This is a genomic window from Bradyrhizobium sp. Kon58 (assembly GCF_055807455.1).
Map to the genome: position 1 here is coordinate 100,616 of NZ_JBVVOT010000022.1, position 20,297 is coordinate 120,912.

Consider the following 20,297-nt stretch of genomic DNA (forward strand, 5'->3'; position numbering starts at 1 on the left):
ACACTTGCTGGTCAGAAGATTTGGCCGGCGTTCATCGCGAGATGCTCGACGATCGGGCCGAGGGCGAGCGCCGGGAAGAAGGTGAGGCCGCCGATGATCAGGATCACGCCGACGACCAGGCCGACGAACAGCCCGCCCGTGGTCGGGAGGGTGCCCGCGGACTGCGGAATCGATTTCTTGGCGGCGAGCGACCCCGCAATCGCCATCGCCGGGATGATCATGAAGAAGCGGCCGACGAACATCGCGCTTGCAAGCGTGACATTGTAGAAGAAGGTGTTGCCGGTGAGGCCCGCGAAGGCCGAGCCGTTGTTGCCGGTCGCCGAGGTGAAGGCGTAGAGCACCTCGGTGAAGCCATGTGGCCCGGCATTCGCCATCGAGGCGACCGCCGCCGGATAGACCACGCCGACGGCCGTCCAGCCGAGGATCATCAGCGGCAGCACCAGGATGGCCAGCATTGCCATCTTGACCTCGCGCGCTTCGATCTTCTTGCCGACATATTCCGGCGTGCGACCGACCATCAGGCCCGCCACGAAGATCGCGAGGATGACGAACAGCAGCATGCCGTACATGCCGGCGCCGACGCCGCCGACGATGATTTCGCCGAGCTCGATGTTGATCAGCGGAATCATGCCGCCGAGCGCGGTGAAGCTGTCATGCATGGCGTTGACGGCGCCGCAGGAGGCGGCCGTCGTGATCACGGCGAACAGGGAGGACGCGACGATGCCGAAGCGAACCTCCTTGCCTTCCATGTTGCCGCCGGTCAGGCCGAGTGCATGCAGGGTCGAGGTGCCGCTGGCTTCGGCCCAGTAGGTGACGGCGACACCGGCGACGAACAGCACACCCATCACGGACAAGATTGCCCAGCCCTGGCGCTGGTTGCCGACCATGCGGCCGAACACGTTTGTGAGCGCCGCTCCAAGTGCGAAGATCGACAACATCTGAATGAAGTTCGACAGCGCAGTCGGATTCTCGAACGGATGCGCCGCGTTGGCGTTGAAGAAGCCGCCGCCGTTGGTGCCGAGCATCTTGATCGCGACCTGCGAGGCGACCGGACCGACCGCGATGGTCTGCTTGGCACCCTCGAGCGTGGTGGCCTCGACATAGTCACCGAGCGTCTGCGGTATGCCTTGCGAGACGAGAAACAGCGTGTACACGATGCAGATCGGCAGCAGAACGTACAATGTGCAGCGGGTGACATCGACCCAGAAATTCCCGACGGTGCGCGCCGACGCGCGCGAGAAGCCGCGGATCAGCGCCACCGCGAGCGCGATGCCGGTCGCCGCGGACAGGAAGTTCTGGTGCGTCAGGCCGAGCATCTGCACGAGATAGGAGATCGTGCTCTCGCCGCCGTAGTTCTGCCAGTTGGTGTTGGTGATGAAGGAGATCGCGGTGTTAAAGGACAAGTCGGCGGCGACCGCCGACTGCCCGGCTGGATTGAACGGCAATACATCCTGAAGCCGCATCACGCCGTAGATGATGAGGAAGCCGCCGACGTGGAACAACAGCATGGCGACCGTATAGGTCAGCCAATGCTGCTCGCGCTTCTCGTCGACGCCGGAGAACCAGTAGATGCCGGCCTCGATCGGACGCAGCACCGGCGACAGGAAGGTTCGCTCGCCGTTGAACACGCGCGTCATGTACCAGCCGAGCGGTTTTGCGAGCGCGACGATAATGACGCAAAAGAGAATGATCTGGAGCCAACCGATCACGGTCATGGATTTAACCCTTTAGGACTTGTGCCCTGCGCAGGAGCGGCAGGAGCAGTGCAAGCAGGCAGGCGACGAGCGCGGCGTCCGCCAGCAGCAGTTTGAGAAGCAGGAGCACGGTCAGAATCGCTCGGGCCGCAGCAGCGCGTAAGTGAGGTAGAACAGGAGGCCGAGCGAGACGACGCCGGCGAGCGAATAATCGAAGATCATGGTCCGCTCCCTCAGAGCCGTTCGCAGGCGTAGGTGTAGCCGATCGCAAGGGCGAAGAAGCCGAAGCCCAGCGCCAGCATCAGAATGTCCATCATGGAGATACTCCTCGTTGCGCCCTTGGCTTCGGTGCAACATTTCTCGGGAGACCTGGTGAGTGAGTGGGAGGAAGCGCAGTCCATTTCCACAACGCCAACCAGGACTTTTGACCGTGCTGAAGTGCCACCACGGGCATAGGTTTTCGAGACGAGGGCCATGGTGAAGTTATAGGAATCTCATAAAAGGCCGGGGCTGACGGCGTGGTCGGACAACGCTCGCGAGGCACATCACATCGTCGTCCCGGCCTAGTTCGCAATTGCGCACGGGGCCGGGACGACGGCGGAGAATGGCGTGCCACCGCCCCATCCCACACTTATGAAATCCCTATATCTGCCGCCCCTTCCCCATCTCGTTTTCAAATGCCGCTTTGGCCATCTTGGAGACGCCGGCCGACTGACCGACGCCACCTCCAGGAGGCCTGACATGACCACCGCCGCTCTCCGACATTACGATCCCCCGTCACTTGGCGACCGCTTGCGCAATGCGCAGGTGATGACGCAACCGTTGATGCTCGAGATCATCGACAAGGCCTGCCGGCGCTTCCCTTCACTCGGCCGAAGCGAGCGCACGGCACGTATCATGCGCCTGATCGATGCCGAGGCCTGGGCCGATGCGGCGCTGGCATTGATGGAGCTCGAGCTGCCGATGTGGCAGGTCCGCCGCCTCGCCTATGACGAGGGCGAATGGCACTGCGCGCTCTCGCGGGAGCGCGAATTACCGGACTGGCTGGACGCCGCGATCGAAGGATGCCATAGCGACCTCGCGGTCGCCCTGCTGTCGGCGTTCGTCGAGGTCCAGGCACTCGCCGCGGAAGCGTCGCGGCCGAGCGTTCCCTCCGTTCGTCCTGCACTGGATCCGCTTTACGAACCGCTCGCCTGCGACAATTTCGGCTAGCGGCCTGACGGATTCACGCCGTGTCGCAAGCCCCCGACATGTCGCACACGCTGAGCCCGGCGCGCGTGATCGCACGCTTCGCCGTTCGCGTTGTGCTGCTCGTTGTCTTTGCCGCATTCGGCAGCGTCGGTTTTGGCCGAAGCCTCGCCGTCCTGCTCTGGACGTCGATCATCCTATGCGCGCTCGCCGGCCTCGTCAGGCGCGAACCGCTGTTCAGCCCTGCCCTCAATCATTGGGACGAAGCTGTCGCCTTCGGCGCATTGTTCGCGCTGGTCCACATCGCCAATGATGTGGCCTGAGCGACCGCCTTTATGACCTTCCTATGAGATCGCCGCGCAGGCGCCCTCGAAATCATATTCGCAAGACAGGATATTGAGCGCGCAGGCAGGGACATGCCTCCCGCGCCGGCGTTGTTCAGAAGGAATACATCCGTGAAACTCGTCGAACCTCCCTCGTGCAGCGCGCCTTCCACCATCGTCTTCATTGGCAGGAACAGTCGCGGCCAGTGGATCGCGCAGGAGCAGGATGGCCTCTACGGCGGCCTGTTCGTCAGCCGCGCCCAGGCCGTCAAATATGCGCTGTTCGAGAACGGACAGCATCCGGAAACCGTCGTCGAGCTGCCGCGCGAGATCGAGCTCGACATGGGCAAGAACCCTAACACCATCGTCTCGCAGCGCGCCGCCTGAGCCGGCGCTTTTCCGCGGGAAGCCATGTTCATTCCTCCCTCTGCCTGGTTCACCGGCTTCATTCCGGATCTGCCGACGCCGTTCGACGCGGCTGACGCCATCGATCTCAAGGCGTTCGCAGCGCTCTGCGAGCGCCAAGTCGCGGCGGGCGTCCCCGCCATCGTGGTCTGCGAGACCGCCGGCGAGGCACCAACGCTCTCGCCGGCCGAGCAGGAGCTCGTGATTCGCACCGCGGTCGATGTCGCTCGCGGCCGCGTGCGGATCATCGCCGGCGCGCTGTCGAATTCGACCGGCCATGCCATCGAACTTGCCCGCCGCGCCGAGGCCGCCGGCGCCGATGCCATGATGGCTGTGGTGCCGGCCTACAACAAGCCGATGCAGGACGGGATGCTCGCGCACTTCCGCGCCATTGCCGGTGCGACCGGTTTGTCCTTGATCCTGCACGACATTCCCTCCCGTACGCTGCGCCCACTCGCCGACGAGACGCTTCTGCGCCTCGTCGAATCCCGTCAGTTCGTGGGCCTGCGCGACGCAAGCGGTGACATCACCCGCCCGATGCGCCTCGCCCGGCTGCTGCCATCAGGCTTTCGCCTGCTCTCCGGCGACGACGTCACCGCCTTAGGCTATATCGCAAGCGGCGGCGACGGCGCGATCTCGGAGGTCGCCAACATCGCGCCGGGTCTGTGCCGAACGATCTTTTCCCAGGTCAGGCAAGGCCGCCTGCAATCCGCCCGCTACCTGCACAAGCGCCTGATCCCGCTCATCGCCTGCCTCGCCAAGGACAGCCCGGCGGCGCTCAAGAGCGCACTGAGCGTGCTGGGTCTGATGTCGCCGGCCACAAGGCTGCCGATCGTGCCGCTGGACGCGGCCGCGCAGCGGGAGGTGGTACGCGCCTTCGCGGCGCTCGCCGACGAGGAGCTGACCGACAGCGTCGGGGCCTGACGCCTCGCGTAGCGTTGCGGATATCGCATGCAGCCAAGGTGCGACCGCCGGCGTCTTTATGACATTCCTATGCGGCGGCCCCGGCGGTCATCTCGCAATCTTACGCTGCGGTGGTCATCATGAGAGGCAGATTGGAGCGGCCGTCTAGCCGATCCACAGACAAGGACTTTCAAGATGTCGATGCTGACACATAGCCTTGACCGGCCCTTCGGTGAGGCCGATCGCCCGTCGGGGATCTCGACCGCGCGCAAAGCCCAGCTCAAGCGCCTCGTCCTCGGCGCGCTCACGCTGCTCTCGATGGGTAGCGTGCTCACTGCGCTGATCGCACTGAGGACCGCAATCTATGTCTGGCACATGCACGTCTGACCGGCATGGAGACCATCATGACCTTGCAGATGTGTGAAGAGGCCGCCATGGCCGCAATTAGCCTTCAGACTTCCCGTCGCGGAGCTCACATCAAACAGGCGGCAACGCTCAGGCCGCTCGATCCGGATGTCGTCAGCACCGCCATTCCCGCCTTCTTCATTGGGCGCAACAGCGCCGGCCTCTGGGTCGCGCGCGAAGCGAATGAACGTGTCGGCGGTCTGTTCCTGTTCAAGAGCTCGGCGGTGGATTTTGCCAACCGTCAGAGCGCACCGGCGCACTGCGCCCTGGTGTTCCCCACCGACACCTTCGAACTCGACGTCGAGAACCGCGGCAATTTCCTGATCGTGCTGGCGCAGCGAGCCAGGCAGATTCTTGCGCGCGTGGCGGCAAGGCTGTGGCCGTGATCGAGCTCAAGATCGCCATCCTGGTCGCATTGCTGGGTGCGTTGCTGCTCGGCACGCGCATCGGCGCTGCGCCTGCCCCGGACAGGTAACGTGCACCTCCTCAAGGGAAATCTCGAGCACGCGGTCACCACGACGATCCTGACCATGACGTTGAGTCTGGTCTGGGGCGCGATCCTAACGATCGTGATCACGCTCGTCGCGCGCGGGCTCGGGGTCTAGGATTTCCGCGCGGCGATCGACCGCCAATTGACCATGGCTGCCTACGAGGCAAGCAGCCGGGCGCACAGCGCGGTCGCGATGCCCGCCTGAGGCCACGTATCCCGCGGAAAATACCCGGCCGATCTGGCGAAATTTCACGGAACCGTGTAGATCGGTTTCATGAGCATCAGCAACGTCAACGTCGTCGCCCATCCCCTGGTCCAGCACAAGCTCTCCCTGATGCGGGAGAAGGACCGCTCGACCAAGAGCTTTCGCGAGATCCTGAACGAGATCGGGATGCTGCTCGGCTACGAGGTGACGCGCGACCTGCCGCTGGAGCTGGTCGAGATCGAGACGCCGATTGCGCCGATGCGGGCGCCCAAGATCGCCGGCAAGAAGCTCACGCTGGCGCCGATCCTGCGCGCCGGCGTCGGCTTCCTCGATGGCATGCTGGCGCTGATGCCCTCGGCGCGCATCGCTCATATCGGGCTCTACCGCGATCCTGAGACGTTGCAGGCGGTGGAGTATTACTTCAAGGCGCCGCAGGACCTGTCGGACCGCACCGTGATCCTGATGGACCCTATGCTGGCGACCGGCAACTCGGCCTGCGCCGGCGCCTCGCTGCTGAAGGCGCGCGGCGCCCGCGACATCCGCTTCGTCTGCCTTCTGGCGGCGCCTGAAGGCATCGCGCAGTTCCAGAGCGAGCATCCCGACGTGCCGGTCTGGACCGCCGCGATCGACGAGCGGCTCAACGACCACGGCTATATCGTGCCGGGGCTGGGCGACGCCGGCGACCGGATGTTCGGCACCAAGTAGAAAGGTTCGCGCGGTCGGGTTAGTCCGGTTGCCATGAGCGCCAATGAATTTTCGCTGCAATCGCTGATCCGGACCGAGGCGGCCTATCCGGCCTTCGTGTTCGATGGCACGCCGGTCTCGCGCGCGGAATTCTCGGAAAAGATCGAGCAGACCGCCGCCTGGCTTGCCGCGTACGGTGTCGGTAAGGGCGACGTCGTCGCGGTCTGGCTGGTCAACCGGATCGAATGGATCGCGCTGCTGTTCGCCGCCGCCCGGCTTGGGGCAATCGTCGCCGCCGTCAATACACGCTACCGCAGCGCGGAGGTCGCGCATCTCCTGAAGCTGTCCGGCGCTAGGCTGATGGTGGTCGAAGCCGCGTTCCGCTCGATCGACTTTGCAGCTATTCTCGCCGACGTTGCGAAGGACGAGGTGCCTGCGCTGCGAGAGCTCGCGGTGGTCGGCGCGGATGCGATTCCGACACATTGGCCGTGCGTGCGCTTCGACGCCTTCGACAAGCGCTATCCGCCTGCCCCGCCGGCTCAGGATGATTTCGATCTGCCGGTTCTGCTCTACACGACGTCAGGCACGACCAAAGGACCAAAACTCGTCGCGCATTCGCAGCGAACGCTGGCCACGCACGCCGCCTCCGTCGCCAAGGCGCTCAAACTTTCGCCCCAGCGCCATGCACTGCTGGCCATGCTGCCGTTCTGCGGCACTTTTGGCATGACGAGCCTGCTCGGCTTCATCGCAGCGGGCGCGACCGTCCATGTGCTCGATGCCTTCGAGGCGGCGCCGGCGCTGAAGATTCTCCGCGAGTGCAGGATCACGCACGCCTTTGGCTCGGATGAAATGTTCCGCCGCATCCTCGCCCTCACCGAGGCGCCGCATCCGTTTCCGCATCTCGAAGTCTGCGGATTTGCCGCGTTCCAGCCCGGCTGGCGCGAGCTTGCCGCGGAGGCCGAGGCGCGCGGCATGCCGTTGCACGGCCTCTATGGTTCGAGCGAAGCGCAGGCCCTGTTCTCGATCGCACGCTCGAGTGATGGCTTCGCCGATCGCATCGAGGGCGGCGGCTGGCCAATGTCCCCGGAGGCCAAGGTCCGTGTGCGCGACACCGAGACCGGCGAACTCGCGGCTCGCGGCGTCTCCGGCGAGATCGAGATCCATGCGCCGTCGCGCTTCCTCGGCTACTACAACAATCCCGACGCGACGCGCGACACGATCACCGCGGACGGCTTCTTCCGCACCGGCGATATCGGCCGGCTGCGCGGCGACGGCTCCTTCGTCTACGAAACCCGCGCGGGCGACGCCATGCGGCTCGGCGGCTTCCTCGTCGCGCCCGGCGAGATCGAGGACGAGCTCAAATCGTGCGCTGGCGTGGCCGACGCTCAGGTCGTCGCGGTCGATCTGAAGGGAAACGCCCGCTGCGTTGCTTTCGTGATCCCCGCCCAGGACCCCCACCACGAGCCGCCGCGGCAGGACGCGTTGACCGCGCGCCTCCGCGAGCGGCTCGCCGGCTACAAGGTCCCGGCGCGGATCTATGTCGTGGAGGCCTTCCCCGTCACCGACAGCGCCAACGGCGTCAAGATCCAGCGCGCCCGGCTTCGGGCCATGGCGATGGAGCGGATCGCCGCGGAATAAGCACGGCCACTGGGATAGCGCGCGAACTCGTCCCGGCCAAAAGGTCGCGCATCAGCTAGTACGACTTCGCCAGCCCCAGCACCTTTTCCGCAATGAAGCTGAGCGCAAGCTGCGGGCTGACCGGCGCGATGCGCGGGATCAGAACTTCGCGCAAGTAACGCTCGACGTGGAACTCCTTGGCATAGCCGAAGCCGCCATGGGTCATCACCGCCTGCTCGCAGGCATGATATCCGGCCTCACCCGCGATGTATTTCGCGGCATTGGCGGCGCCGCCGCAAGGCATGCCCTTGTCGTATTGCCAGGCCGCCGACATCACCATCAACCAGGCCGCCTCGAGCTCGACCCAGTTGACGGCCAGCGGATGCTGAATGCCCTGGTTCTTGCCGATCGGCCGGTTGAACACCACGCGGGTCTTGGCGTATTCGGTCGCGCGCGACAACGCGAGCTTGCCGAGGCCGACGGCTTCCGCTGCGATCAGAATGCGCTCCGGGTTCATGCCTTCGAGAATGTACTGGAAGCCTTTGCCTTCTTCGCCGATGCGATCCTCCATCGGGATTTCAAAGTCCTCGAAGAACAGCTCGTTGGAATCGACGACCTTGCGGCCCATCTTCTCGATCTCGTGGACCTTGATTCTGTTGCGATCGAAGTCCGTATAGAACAGGCTCAGCCCATGCGTCGGCGAGCGCACGTCCTCCAGCGGCGTGGTGCGCGCCAGCAGCAGGATCTTGTGCGCGACCTGCGCGGTCGAGATCCACACCTTCTGGCCGTTGACGATGTAGCGGTCGTTCTTGGCCACCGCGCGGGTCTTGAGCTGGGTGGTGTTGAGGCCGGTGTTGGGCTCGGTGACGGCAAAGCACGCCTTCTCGCGGCCCTCGACCATCGGTGGCAGCATGCGCTTGCGCTGTTCCTCGGTGCCGAACACGACCACGGGATTGAGGCCGAACACGTTGATGTGCACCGCGGATGCGCCGGACATGCCGGCGCCGGATTCCGCGATGGCGCGCATCATGATCGCGGCCTCGGTGATGCCGAGGCCGGAGCCGCCATATTCCTCCGGCACGCAGATGCCGAGCCAGCCGGCGTCCGCCATGGCCTTGTGAAAGTCGTGCGGGAAGCCGCCGTCGTGATCCTTCTTCAGCCAATAAGCGTCGGGAAAGTCTTCGCAAACCTTTGCGACGGCGTCGCGAATGGCTTCCTGCTGAGCGGTGAGCGCGAAATCCATGTTCCTGATCTCCTTCTTGGGAGAAGCGACCGCGCAATCTCCCCTCGTCGCGTTCCCCACGCGAAGGCCGTGGCGGATTGTTGCGCCCGAACGTGCCTTCGCTTGCGTTCTTTAACTTGAAAAACAGGGTACAGATACGTGAATTTCCCTATCAACTGTGTGTAGCATGCATAGGGTCATGCGGCGCGAGGATGCGGGCGCGCCGTTATTTCGCAGGGAGGAAACCGCGATGGCCGGACTTTATTTCGAAGACTTTTCCGTGGGCCAGGAGTTCAGGCATCCCCTGACGCGGACCGTCACAGAGATGGACAACACCATGTTCAGCCTGCTGACGCTCAATCCGCAGCCGCTGCACATCGACGCACATTTTGCGGCCCAGACCGAGTTCGGCCAGCGCATTTTCAACAGCCTTTACACGCTTGGCATCATGATCGGCATGACGGTCTATGATACGACCATGAGCACCACCGTTGCCAATCTCGGCATGACCGACGTCACTTTTCCGAAACCGGTCTTCCATGGCGACACGCTGCGGGCGACGACGAAGGTGCTTTCGTTGCGGGAATCCAAATCGCGCCCCAAAGCGGGCATCGTCGAGTTCGAGCATCACGCTCTCAACCAGAACGACGAGATCGTCGGCAAATGCCGCCGCATGGCGATGATGCACAAGAGGCCAGTCTGATGCGTTCGATGCTATTCGTGCCGGGCGACTCCCCGCGCAAATTCGAGAAGGCCAGCGAAGGCAACGCCGACGCGCTGATCATCGATCTCGAGGATTCCGTCGTCATCGACAAGAAGCCGGAGGCGCGCGGGTTGACGCTGGCGATGCTCAAGGGCCGCAACAAGCCCCGTCAGCTCTATGTCCGCGTCAACGCGCTCGACACCGGCATGACGCTCGCTGACCTCGCCGCGGTGATTCCAGGCAAGCCCGACGGCATCGTGCTGCCGAAATCGCAGGGTGGCGACGACGTGCGACAGGTCGCGACCTGGCTCCAAGCTTTTGAGGCTGCGGCTGGCATCGCCATCGGCGCAACGCGCATCGTCTGCGTCGCGACCGAAACCGCAGGATCGATCTTCGGGCTCGGCAGCTACAAGGGCTGCTCCCCTCGCCTCGCGGGCCTGATGTGGGGCGCGGAGGATCTCTCGGCCTCGCTCGGCGCTACCGAAAAGGCGTCGGGCGGCGTGTTCCACAGCCCTTATCGCTTGGCGCGCGATCTCTGCCTGATGGCCGCCGCCGCGGCCGAGGTCGCGCCGATCGACACCGTCTATACCGACATCGACAATCTGGCGGGGCTCGAACAGGAAACGCGCGCGGCGCGGCGTGACGGTTTTTCGGCGAAAGCGCTGATCCATCCCAAGCACGTCGACGTGGTCAACGCGGCGTTCGAGCCGACCGAGGCCGAGCGCAATTGGGCGGAGAAGGTGATCGCGGCGTTCGCGAACAATCCGGACTCAGGCACGCTACGCCTCGACGGCCAGATGATCGACAAACCGCATCTTCGCGCCGCGATGAAGATCCTCGGCCAGAGCTAGATCAGGACGCAAGCCTCACCATGATTGTGCGCCAAGCCGTCAATGTTCTGGAGATCATGGAGTGCTCCCCGCAAAGCTCCAAGACGACTGCGCCCGAGCTATAGCCCTACCGGCAGTGCGCTCCCTCGCCCCGTTCTTACGGGGAGAGGGTTGGGGTGAGGGGCTGCCTCCACGATCACGGTAGCAGTTGAACTCGCGGAGAGTCCCCCTCACCCCGAATTTGCTCGCGCAAATTCCGACCTCTCCCCGCACGCGGGGAGAGGCGAAAACAATCAGACGATCTTGATCGACATGTCCGGCAAGCCGTCGAGCTTGCACAAGAGCACGTCGCCCTTCACCACCGGGCCGACATTCTCCGGCGTGCCGGAATAGATGATGTCGCCGGCCTTGAGCTCGAACGCTTCCGACAGTTTTGCGATCTGCTCGGCCACGCTCCAGATCATCTTGCTGAGATCCGAGCTCTGCTTCACCGTCCCGTTGATCGCCAGTGAAATGGCTCCCTTGTCGAAATGACCGGTCTTGCTGGCCGGGTGGATCGGTCCGATCACCGCGGCGTGGTCAAAGCTCTTGCCTATCTCCCATGGCTTCTTCTCCGCGGCCATGCCGTTCTGGAGATCGCGTCGGGTCATGTCGAGGCCGAGCGCGTAGCCATAGACATGGTCGAGCGCCTTCTCGGCCGGGATGTTGGAGCCGCCAGACTTCAGCGCGGCGACCAGCTCGACCTCGTGGTGATAGTTCTTGGTCAGCGACGGATAAGGATGATCGGCGACCTCGCCCACAGCGACGTTCTGGATTGCGTCGGTCGGCTTCTGGAAGAAGAACGGCGGCTCGCGGTTCGGGTCCGAGCCGCGCTCGATCGCGTGCGCCGCATAGTTGCGCCCGATGCAGTAGATGCGGCGGACCTGAAACACCTGGGCCTCGCCGACGATCGGAATGGTGACCATCGGCACAGGAAAGATCGGTTTCGGGCCGGCCTGCGCCGCAGCCGGCGCAACTTCCGCGATTGAGGCAGCACCTGCGGCCGCGGCAATTGCGAGCAGCTCTCGTCGCGTTGCTGATGTCTCTTTCATGTTTTGTGCTCCCTTTATGTTCGTTGGGCGCATCATGCGCGCCGAGCCGCCTGATAATCAATATTCAGTATGCCAGCAATGCTGGACCGGCACGTGCTCTAATCGACGAGAACGGGCCGCCTGCTCCCTTTCGCCCTAGCATGGAACTTGCATAAATTCTGGGCGACATGGACGCCGCATGAACCTCATCAGCCTCGATATCCGCATGCTCCGGTCGCTGATCTCCGTGGTCGAGACCGGGAGCATCACCGAGACCGCGCGGCGGCTGGGCCGCACCCAGCCGGCGATCACCCTGCAATTGCAGCGGCTGGAGAAGCTCACCGGCAAGCAATTGTTCGAGCATGCCGGGCGCCGGCTGACGCTGAGCGAGGACGGCACCACGGTTCTCACCTACGCCAAATCCATCCTGCGGTTGCATGACGAATTGATTTCGCAGCTGGCGTCACAGGAGATCGAGGGTCAGGTCGTACTCGGCACGCCCGACCTCTATGCCGCCTTCATGCTGCCGCAGATCCTCAGCGTGTTCCGAAAATCCTTCCCCCGCGTCCAGGTCGAGCTCAATTGCGCGCTCTCGACGCCGCTGGTGGGCCTCGTCAAGCGCGGCGATGTCGACATCGCCCTCGTCACCCGCATGAACGATTTTACGGGCGGCCAGGTGGTACGGCGCGAGCAACTGGTCTGGATGACCGGCGAGCAGTCCGCCGCACACCAGGAACGGCCCATTCCGCTGGCATTGCTACCGCCGGGCAACATCTATCGCGACTACGCGATCGATACGCTGGAACGCGCGAATTTGCGCTGGCGCATCGCCTGCGTCAGCGAAAGCGTCGGCGGCCTACAGGCCGCCGCCTTCGCCGGCATGGCCGTGACCGTACTCGGCCGCAGCGCGCTGGTCCCGGCGATGCGCGAGATCGGCCCGAACGAGGGCCTGCCGCCGCTGCCGAAGATCGAGCTGCTGCTCTACAAGTCGAGCGGCGCAACCTCGAAGGCGGCGACCGCCTTGCACGACTATCTCGCGCACTATCTGCGCCTCGACGAAGAGCTCAGCGGCCGCGGCGATCCGATCGAGCTGTCCTGAGCTGGGGGCCTGTTCCCGCTGCGATGGTGCGCTCCCTCGCCCCGTTCTTACGGGGAGAGGGTTGGGGTGAGGGGCTGCTTCCGCACATTCGGTGACAGCTGCCTTCGCGGAAACTCCCCCTCACCCGGATTGCATCTCCGATGCAATCCGACCTCTCCCCGCAAGCGGGGCGAGGTTAAGGCGCCGCTTTCGTGCGCGCGGGACTTTCGCGGAGCGCCAGTGACGGCCAGAAGTTTGCCCAGGGCTGCGCCGCCTCGAACGCGGCGGCGATGCGGAAGATCGTGGGTTCGTCGAGCCAGGGAGCGACGATCTGCAAGCCGATCGGCATTCCATCGCGATCGAAGCCGCAGGGCAGCGTCGCCGCCGGTAGGCCGGCGAGGTTGATCGGCCAGGTGAAGGGCGACCAGCCGAGATGCGGATCGACCTTGCCGCCGTCGATCGTGTCGACGCCGATGCGGCCGGCTTCGAACGCGGTCACCGCGACGGTCGGCGTCACCAGCGCATCGACGCGCTCGAAAAGCTTCAGGAAGCCGCTGCGAGCTTGGCCGCGGCGATACCCCGCTTCGATATAGTCCGTGCCGCTGTAGCGTCGGCCTGCACTGATGACGTCAAGATAATCTGCTTCGGAGCTGGCGAGATCGGCTGTGGTCTTGCTTGAGACCGCGGCCGCCTGTTCGGTGAAGGCGATCGGCTTCAGCGTGTGCTCGAGGATCCCGGGATCGAGGCCCGGACCATCCATGGTGACCTGCGCGCCGCAGGCATCGAGAGTGGCCAGCGCCTTGCCGAACGCCGCGCGCACATCGGCGCTGACGGCGGCGTAGCCGAGATCGACGCTGGCGCCGATACGAATGCCGTTCAACGGCGCGGCCTTCGTGTCGAACCGCCGCGCCGGCACCGGCAGGCTCGCGGGATCGCGCAGATCGTAAGCAGCGATGATCTCCAGCATCAGCGCGGCATCCGCGACCGTGCGTGCGATCGGCCCGGTATGCGCGAGCGAGCCCCAGGACGGTGGCGAGAAGCCGGGCGAACGGGGCACCAGGCCAAAGGTCGGCTTCAGGCCAAACACACCGCAGAAGGACGAGGGCACGCGGATCGAGCCGACGCCATCGGTTCCGATCGCGATCGGACCGCAGCCGGCGGCAACGCCCGCCGCCGCGCCGCCGCTCGATCCGCCACTGGTGCGACCGGGATTCCAGGGATTGCGCGTGGTGCCAGTGACCGGGCTGTCCGCCGTCAACTTGTAACCGGACTCGCAGGTCGTGGTCTTGCAGGTGACGATTGCACCCGCCTCCTTCAGCGCCGAGACAACCGCCGCGTCGACATCGGGCACGAAGGCCTTGTTCATCGGCGAGCCGCCATAGGCCGGCACGCCCGCGACAAAGACCAGGTCCTTGATCGTCACGGGTATACCGGCGAGCGGCCCCTTGGCCTCGCCGGCGCGCATCTCCCCGGTGAGACGATCGGCCTCCGCCCTCGCCTGCTCGTACATCGGCGTCACCACCGCGTTGCAGGTCTTGTTCGTCACCTCCAGCGCGGCAATGGTGTCGTCGACGACATCGCGCGGAGTGAACGCCTTGCGGCGGTAGCCGGCCAGGATCTCGGTTGCGGAAAGCGAGCCAAGGCCAGTCGGCGCCGGCGGGAAGGCCGTTCGGCCGGAACCATCAGTCATCATCAACCCTAAAGAGCTAGCTGAGCGCCGCGTCGACGGCGCGCTTGGCCATGACCGTGACGAGATGCGCACGGTAGTCGGCTTCGGCATGGATGTCGGAGGTGAGACCGTCGGTGTCGATCCTGATCGCCGCGATCGCGGACGGATCGAAACTTCGAGACAGCGCTTCTTCCATCGGGGGAACGCGGAATACGCCGGAGCCCGCTCCGGTCACGGCCACGCGAACGCCATCGGCGAATTTCGCCACGAACACGCCGACCAGTGCATAGCGCGACGCTGGCGCCTTGAACTTGGCGTAGCCCGCCTTGACCGGCACCGGAAAGCGGATCGCCGTGATGATCTCGCCAGGTTCGAGCGCGGTCTCGAACAGGCCGCGGAAAAACCCGTCGGCCGCGATCTCGCGCGTGCTGGTGACGACGGTCGCGCCCAATCCGAGCACACCTGCCGGATAGTCGGCCGCCGGATCGTTGTTCGCGACCGAGCCGCCGATAGTGCCACGGATGCGGACGGCGGGATCGCCGATCATCGACGCCAGCGCGGCGAGACCGGGGATCTTCGCCTGCACCAGCTTCGAGGCGGCTACCACCGCATGTGGCGTCATCGCACCGATGGTGATGGTGGCGCCGTCGTCGCTGATGCCCTTCAGATGTCCGAGCTTCGACAGGTCGACTAGGGCAGGCGGACTGGCGAGCCGCTGCTTCAGCGTCGGGATCAGCGTCATGCCGCCGGCGACGAGCTTGCTGTCCTCGATCGAGGTCAGCAGTTTGGCAGCGTCGGGAATCCGGTCCGGTTGGTGATAGGCAAACGGCTTCATTGTCATCCTCCCTATTCCGCAGCGACCGGCAGCGACGCGTTTTGCAGCAGGCGCCAGATCCGGTTCGGCGTCGCCGGCATGTCGACATGGGTGACGCCGAGATGCGACAGCGCGTCGACCACCGCGTTGATGACCGCGGCCGGCGAACCGATGGTGCCGACCTCGCCGCAGCCCTTCACGCCCATCGGCGTGTGCGTGCACAGCGTCGAATGGGTCGCGATGTTCATCATCGGCATGTGATCGGCGCGCGGCATGCAATAGTCCATCAGCGAGCCCGACAGCAGCTGGCCCGAGCCCTCGTCATAGACCGCGTTCTCGTACAGCGCCTGACCGACGCCCTGCACGATGCCGCCATGCAACTGGCCCTCGACAATCATCGGGTTGATGACCGTGCCGACGTCGTCCACCGCGGTGTAATTGACAAGCGTCACTGTGCCGGTTTCCGGATCGATCTCGACCTCGGCAATGTGGCAGCCGCCGGGATAGGTGAAGTTGACGGGATCATAATAAGCCTGCTCTTCCAGTCCCGGCTCCAGCACTTCGAGCGGATAATCGTGCGGCACGTAGGCGGCGCCCGCGATCTCCTCGAACGTCTTCATGCGGTCGGTGCCTGCGACCGAGAATTTTCCGGCCTCGAACTGGATATCCACTTCGGCCGCCTCAAGCAGATGCGCCGCGATCTTCTTGCCCTTCGCGACCACCTTGTCCGTCGCCTTCGACAGTGCCGCGCCGCCGACCACCAGCGAACGCGAGCCATAGGTGCCCATGCCGAACTGCACGCGGTCGGTATCGCCGAACACGATGTCGACATTGTCAAACGCGACACCGAGCTTTTCCGAGACGATCTGCGCGAACGTCGTCTCGTGGCCCTGGCCGTGATTGTGCGTGCCGATCATGACCGTGACCTGGCCGGTCGGATGCACCCGCACCGTGGCGCTCTCATAGAGCCCGCCGCGCGCGCCCAATCGTCCCGCGAAGCGCGACGGCGCGAGGCCGCAGGCCTCGACATAGGTCGAGTAGCCGAGCCCGCGGAATTTGCCTCTGCGCGCCGACTCCGCCTTGCGGATACCGAAGTTCTTGACCTCGGCCGCGACAAGAGCGCCGTCGAGACATCCCATCGGATCGCCGGAATCGTACTGCACCAGCACCGGCGTCTGATACGGATAAGCCTCCTTCGGGATCATGTTGCGTCGGCGGATCTCGACCCGGTCGATGCCCATCTCGCTAGCTGCGACGTCGACGATGCGCTCCAGCACGAAGGTCGCCTCGGGTCGGCCCGCGCCGCGATAGGCGTCGACCGGAACCGTGTTGGTGAAGACCACCTTCACGTTGCAGTAGATTGCCGGCGTGGTGTAGACGCCACCGAGCAACGGTCCGTAAAGATTGGTCGGGATGTTCGGTCCGAAGGTCGAGAGATAGCCGCCCATATTGGCGAGCGTGTTGACACGGAAGGCCAGAAACTTTCCGGTCTCATCCAGCGCGAGCTCGGCCTCGGTGACGTGATCGCGGCCGTGGCGATCGGAGACATACCCCTCCGACCGGCTCGCAACCCATTTGATCGGCCGCATCACGCGCTTGGCGGCCCAGGTGATCACGGCCTCCTCGCCGTAGTGAAACTGCTTGACGCCAAAGCCGCCACCGACATCGGGCGCGACCACGCGCAATTTGTGCTGCGGAATGTTCAGCACCAGCGCGCCCATCAGGAAGCGCACGACATGCGGGAACTGGCTGGTGGTCCACAACGTGAAGCGATCGGTGCCGGGCTCGTATTCGGCGATTGCCGCGCGCGGCTCCATCGGGTTTCCGATCAGCCGGTTGTTGACGAGGCTGAGCTTTGCGACATGCGCCGCTTTCCGGAACGCGGCCTCGACCGCGGCCTTGTCGCCAAGCTCCCAGTCGCAACAGATGTTGTTCGGAACGTCGTCGAACAATTGCGGCGCGCCGGGTCGCACGGCTTCGAGCACGCCGACCACCGAGGGCAGCACCTCGTAATCGACCGTCAGCAGCTCGGCTGCAGCGCTAGCCTGCGCCGGCGTCTCCGCGACGACGAAGGCCACCATGTCGCCGACGAAGCGCACCTTGCCCTGCGCCAGCATCGGGAACGGCGGCTCCTTCATCGGCACGCCCTTGGCGTCCGTGATACCCCAGCCGCAGGGCAGCGATCCCAGCTTGTCCGCGGCGGCATCCTCGCCGGTCAGCACCGCGATGACGCCGGGCGATGCCAGTGCCGCACTCTTGTCGACGCCGCGCAGGATCGCGTGTCCGTGCGGCGAGCGCACGAACACGCCCGCCGTCATGCCGGGACGCTTGATGTCGGAGACGTAATTGCCGCGGCCGGTGAGGAAGCGCTGGTCCTCTTTCCGTTTGGGTGAAGCGCCGATCCCGATCACATTGCCCATGGTCACTCTCCCCTGGCGGCGTTCATGGCGGCAGCGCCTGCTATCACCGAGACGACGATGTTCTGATAACCGGTGCAGCGGCAGATGTTGCCTTCAAGGCCGTGGCGGACGTCGGCTTCCGTCAGCTCCGGCTTCTCGGTCGCGAGCGCCACCGCCGTCATCAGCATGCCGGGCGTGCAAAAGCCGCATTGCAGACCGTGATGCTCGCGAAACGCTTCCTGCATCGGATGTAGCCGGTTCGAACCCGGTTCGCCCTGGAGCCCTTCAATGGTGAGCAGCGTCGCACCGTCGAGCGCGGGCGCCAGCAGCGTGCAGCTCTTCACCGGCAGGCCGTCGAGATGCACGACGCAGGCGCCGCACTGGCTGGTGTCGCAGCCGATATGGGTGCCGGTGAGGTTGAGCTGCTCGCGCAGCAGCTCGGCGACGAGCGTCGCCGGTTCGACATCGACAGTGGTCGGCCGTCCGTTGAGTGTGAAGGATATCTGCACGATCATACTCCTGTGCGCGACGGGTCTTTAGGCGAGTGGAAGCGCGCTGCCGGTGGCCCATGTGGCCATCACGACGTCGCCAACGGTGAACGGATCCGCGAAGAAGGTCTTTTCCGGCACATAGGCGACGAACGCGTCGTCCGGCACGGTGTCCAGCATGACCTTGACGAAATAGCCCTGGTATTCGATCGCGAGCACGCGGCTCGGCAGCGAATTGGAGCAACCCGGCGGCAGCTCCCTGCCCGGTCGGACCAGCGCGACATCGTCGCGGCGTACGGCGATATCGATCTTGTCGCCGACGCTGACCGCGGACCGCGCCTGAAGCGGGACCTCGATGCCATCAGGCGCGGCTTGCGCGAGCGTAAAGGTCGAACCGTTGACCTTCTCGACCCGCCCCGACAGCACGTTCTGCCCGCCCATGAACTCGGCGACGTAACGATCATGCGGATGGGCATAGACGTCGCGGGCCGCGCCCGCCTGCTTGATCCTGCCCTGCTCCATCACCACCACCAGATCGGCGAGCGCGATCGCCTCGAGCTGGGTATGGGTGACGTGGATGAAGGTAATGCCGAGCTCCTGCTGCATCCGCCTGAGCTCCTGGCGCATCTGCACGCGGAGCTGCTCGTCGAGGGCGGAGAGCGGCTCATCGAGCAAAAGCACCCTCGGCTCGGTGATCGCGGCGCGCGCCAGCGCCACACGCTGCTGCTGACCGCCGGAGAGCTGCGCCGGCAGGCGGTCGGCGAATTGCGTCAGCCGCACCTTCTCGATCATGGCATCCGCGGCGCGCAGGCGATCGGCTTTCGACATGCCGCGTACGCGCAATGCGAACGCGATGTTGTCGCGCACGGTGAGATGCGGGAACAGCGCGTAGGACTGAAACATCATCGCGGTGCGCCGCTGCACCGGCGCGAGCCCGATGACGTTCTGGCCGCCGATGACGATCTCACCGGCGGTCGGGTCCTCGTGGCCGGCGATCATGCGCAGAATCGTGGTCTTGCCGCAGCCGGACGGACCGATGAAGCAGCAATAGGCGCCGTCGGCGATCTTGAGGTTGACGCCGTCGACCACATTGCTGACGCCGTCAAAGCTCTTGCAGACGCCCGCCAGTTCGATATCGCCGCGATCGCTCTTCATTTCCCAGTTCAACCCTTTGTGCTGCTGCCGCGTTTCTTCTGGATCAGCACGATGCTGCCCAGGCTCGCGCCGATGACGATGAAGGAGACGATCGTCGTGACCGTGCCGAGCGCGTAAAGCGAGGGGGACGTGACATTCAAGGTCATGCTCCAGATCTCCAGCGGCAGCGTGTTCAGTGAGCCCGCGGTCTGCAGGCTGCGCGCAAACTCGTCGTAGGAGAGCGTGAAGCCGAACAGCGCGACCGCGACCAGGCCGGGCGCCAGCACCGGGATCATCACCAGCCGGATCGACTGCCAGCGGCTGGCGCCAAGGTCGTAGGCCGCCTCCTCCCAGACGTGGTTGAAGCGCGACATCACCGCGAACATCACGAGCACGCCGAACGGCAGCGTCCAGGACAATTGCGCGCCGAGCGCCGAGGTGTACCAGCTCGCATTGAGCCCGAGCGCCTGGAACAACAGACCGGTGCCGAGGCCGAGCACGAGACCCGGAGCAACCAGGCTGCCGATCATCATGTAGAACACGACCGTGTCGCCGCGAAAGCGCTTGCGAAAACCGAGCCCGGCAAGGAACGAAACCACCACCGTGATGACAGTGACGATGACGGCGAGCTTGATCGAGCGATCGAACGAGCCCTTGACGTCGCCGGTCCGCACCTGGGTGAAGAGATCGACGAACCAGTGCAGCGAGTGGCCCTTCATCGGGAACACGAGGCCGCCACGGATATCCTGGAACGACAGGACGTAGATACAGAACATCGGGCCGTACAGCGCGATCACATAGAACCCGAACAGCGTCGCCAGAACATAGAACGTCCACGGCCGGCCGCCCTTGCTCGGTGCAATCGCCTTGGTCGTCGCCGGTGCGACCGTCTTTGACATGTCAGTCTTGGGCAAGTCAGTCTTGGGCAAGTCAGTCTTGGGCAAGTCAGTCTTGGGCAAGTCAGTCTTGGGCAAGT

Annotated in this window: 23 protein-coding genes; 12 read left to right on the top strand and 11 right to left on the bottom strand. The window is 64.8% G+C overall.

Annotated features, from left to right (window positions below):
- Positions 1–11: 11 nt before the first annotated feature.
- From kdpA to AC0L20_RS28665, 3 genes are all read right to left on the bottom strand, one after another.
- Positions 12–1,715: a potassium-transporting ATPase subunit KdpA gene (gene kdpA, locus AC0L20_RS28655; RefSeq protein WP_473294051.1), complete on the bottom strand. Its 1,704-nt coding sequence runs from the start codon at positions 1,713–1,715 to the stop codon at positions 12–14.
- A gap of 111 nt (positions 1,716–1,826) precedes the next feature.
- Positions 1,827–1,916, bottom strand: a complete 90-nt coding sequence (locus AC0L20_RS28660; protein ID WP_007595755.1) for a K(+)-transporting ATPase subunit F — start codon at positions 1,914–1,916, stop codon at positions 1,827–1,829.
- Positions 1,917–1,927: 11 nt separating this feature from the next.
- A complete protein-coding gene (locus AC0L20_RS28665) occupies positions 1,928–2,095 on the bottom strand; it encodes a hypothetical protein (RefSeq protein WP_473294052.1) in 168 nt (55 codons plus the stop codon).
- A gap of 340 nt (positions 2,096–2,435) precedes the next feature.
- On the opposite strand from AC0L20_RS28665, the gene AC0L20_RS28670 reads away from it, so the two are divergent.
- The 9 genes from AC0L20_RS28670 (at position 2,436) to AC0L20_RS28710 (ending at position 7,935) form a co-directional block, all read left to right on the top strand.
- Positions 2,436–2,906: a hypothetical protein gene (locus AC0L20_RS28670; protein WP_473294053.1), complete on the top strand. Its 471-nt coding sequence runs from the start codon at positions 2,436–2,438 to the stop codon at positions 2,904–2,906.
- A gap of 20 nt (positions 2,907–2,926) precedes the next feature.
- The gene (locus AC0L20_RS28675) at positions 2,927–3,205 is read left to right on the top strand and encodes a hypothetical protein (RefSeq protein WP_473294054.1); all 279 of its coding nucleotides are present in this window, start codon (positions 2,927–2,929) and stop codon (positions 3,203–3,205) included.
- 132 nt (positions 3,206–3,337) lie between these two features.
- On the top strand, positions 3,338–3,592 hold the full coding sequence (locus AC0L20_RS28680; RefSeq protein WP_473294055.1) for a hypothetical protein: 255 nt from the start codon (positions 3,338–3,340) through the stop codon (positions 3,590–3,592).
- Between the two features lie 24 nt (positions 3,593–3,616).
- Positions 3,617–4,534, top strand: coding sequence for a 4-hydroxy-tetrahydrodipicolinate synthase (dapA, locus tag AC0L20_RS28685; protein ID WP_473294056.1), 918 nt, complete (start codon positions 3,617–3,619; stop codon positions 4,532–4,534).
- Between the two features lie 174 nt (positions 4,535–4,708).
- Positions 4,709–4,900 carry a hypothetical protein gene (locus AC0L20_RS28690; protein ID WP_473263599.1) on the top strand — a complete coding sequence of 64 codons (192 nt, stop codon included), beginning with the start codon at positions 4,709–4,711 and terminating at the stop codon, positions 4,898–4,900.
- Between the two features lie 17 nt (positions 4,901–4,917).
- The gene (locus AC0L20_RS28695; RefSeq protein ID WP_473294068.1) at positions 4,918–5,304 is read left to right on the top strand and encodes a hypothetical protein; all 387 of its coding nucleotides are present in this window, start codon (positions 4,918–4,920) and stop codon (positions 5,302–5,304) included.
- A 90-nt stretch (positions 5,305–5,394) separates the two neighbouring features.
- Positions 5,395–5,523 carry a hypothetical protein gene (locus AC0L20_RS28700; RefSeq protein ID WP_473263600.1) on the top strand — a complete coding sequence of 43 codons (129 nt, stop codon included), beginning with the start codon at positions 5,395–5,397 and terminating at the stop codon, positions 5,521–5,523.
- Positions 5,524–5,682: 159 nt separating this feature from the next.
- On the top strand, positions 5,683–6,318 hold the full coding sequence (gene upp, locus AC0L20_RS28705) for a uracil phosphoribosyltransferase (protein ID WP_085351919.1): 636 nt from the start codon (positions 5,683–5,685) through the stop codon (positions 6,316–6,318).
- Positions 6,319–6,351: 33 nt separating this feature from the next.
- The gene (locus tag AC0L20_RS28710) at positions 6,352–7,935 is read left to right on the top strand and encodes an AMP-binding protein (protein WP_473294057.1); all 1,584 of its coding nucleotides are present in this window, start codon (positions 6,352–6,354) and stop codon (positions 7,933–7,935) included.
- Positions 7,936–7,990: 55 nt separating this feature from the next.
- On the opposite strand, the gene AC0L20_RS28715 is transcribed toward AC0L20_RS28710, so the two are convergent.
- Positions 7,991–9,157 carry an acyl-CoA dehydrogenase family protein gene (locus AC0L20_RS28715; RefSeq protein WP_007613843.1) on the bottom strand — a complete coding sequence of 389 codons (1,167 nt, stop codon included), beginning with the start codon at positions 9,155–9,157 and terminating at the stop codon, positions 7,991–7,993.
- A 178-nt stretch (positions 9,158–9,335) separates the two neighbouring features.
- Here AC0L20_RS28715 and AC0L20_RS28720 point away from each other — a divergent pair, with 178 nt between their 5' ends.
- Entirely contained in the window at positions 9,336–9,839 is a 504-nt protein-coding gene (locus tag AC0L20_RS28720) for a MaoC family dehydratase (protein ID WP_473294069.1), read from the top strand.
- On the top strand, positions 9,839–10,690 hold the full coding sequence (locus AC0L20_RS28725) for an HpcH/HpaI aldolase/citrate lyase family protein (protein ID WP_473294058.1): 852 nt from the start codon (positions 9,839–9,841) through the stop codon (positions 10,688–10,690). Before AC0L20_RS28720 ends, AC0L20_RS28725 begins: the two co-directional genes overlap by 1 nt.
- Positions 10,691–10,962: 272 nt before the next feature.
- On the opposite strand, the gene AC0L20_RS28730 is transcribed toward AC0L20_RS28725, so the two are convergent.
- Positions 10,963–11,760, bottom strand: a complete 798-nt coding sequence (locus AC0L20_RS28730; RefSeq protein WP_027519798.1) for a fumarylacetoacetate hydrolase family protein — start codon at positions 11,758–11,760, stop codon at positions 10,963–10,965.
- Between the two features lie 178 nt (positions 11,761–11,938).
- Between AC0L20_RS28730 and AC0L20_RS28735 the strand changes: the two genes are divergently transcribed.
- Entirely contained in the window at positions 11,939–12,838 is a 900-nt protein-coding gene (locus AC0L20_RS28735; RefSeq protein WP_473294059.1) for a LysR substrate-binding domain-containing protein, read from the top strand.
- A 175-nt stretch (positions 12,839–13,013) separates the two neighbouring features.
- Here the strand turns inward: AC0L20_RS28735 and AC0L20_RS28740 are convergent, their stop codons facing one another.
- From AC0L20_RS28740 to AC0L20_RS28765, 6 genes are read right to left on the bottom strand one after another with little or no spacing between them, the layout of a single operon-like run.
- Positions 13,014–14,507 carry an amidase gene (locus tag AC0L20_RS28740; protein WP_473294060.1) on the bottom strand — a complete coding sequence of 498 codons (1,494 nt, stop codon included), beginning with the start codon at positions 14,505–14,507 and terminating at the stop codon, positions 13,014–13,016.
- Between the two features lie 16 nt (positions 14,508–14,523).
- Positions 14,524–15,321, bottom strand: coding sequence for an FAD binding domain-containing protein (locus tag AC0L20_RS28745; RefSeq protein ID WP_473294061.1), 798 nt, complete (start codon positions 15,319–15,321; stop codon positions 14,524–14,526).
- Between the two features lie 11 nt (positions 15,322–15,332).
- Positions 15,333–17,720: a xanthine dehydrogenase family protein molybdopterin-binding subunit gene (locus tag AC0L20_RS28750; protein WP_473294062.1), complete on the bottom strand. Its 2,388-nt coding sequence runs from the start codon at positions 17,718–17,720 to the stop codon at positions 15,333–15,335.
- 2 nt (positions 17,721–17,722) lie between these two features.
- Positions 17,723–18,214, bottom strand: a complete 492-nt coding sequence (locus tag AC0L20_RS28755) for a (2Fe-2S)-binding protein (protein WP_473294063.1) — start codon at positions 18,212–18,214, stop codon at positions 17,723–17,725.
- A 21-nt stretch (positions 18,215–18,235) separates the two neighbouring features.
- Positions 18,236–19,342, bottom strand: coding sequence for an ABC transporter ATP-binding protein (locus AC0L20_RS28760; RefSeq protein WP_473294064.1), 1,107 nt, complete (start codon positions 19,340–19,342; stop codon positions 18,236–18,238).
- Positions 19,343–19,350: 8 nt separating this feature from the next.
- On the bottom strand, positions 19,351–20,220 hold the full coding sequence (locus tag AC0L20_RS28765; RefSeq protein ID WP_473294065.1) for an ABC transporter permease: 870 nt from the start codon (positions 20,218–20,220) through the stop codon (positions 19,351–19,353).
- Positions 20,221–20,297: the final 77 nt, after the last annotated feature.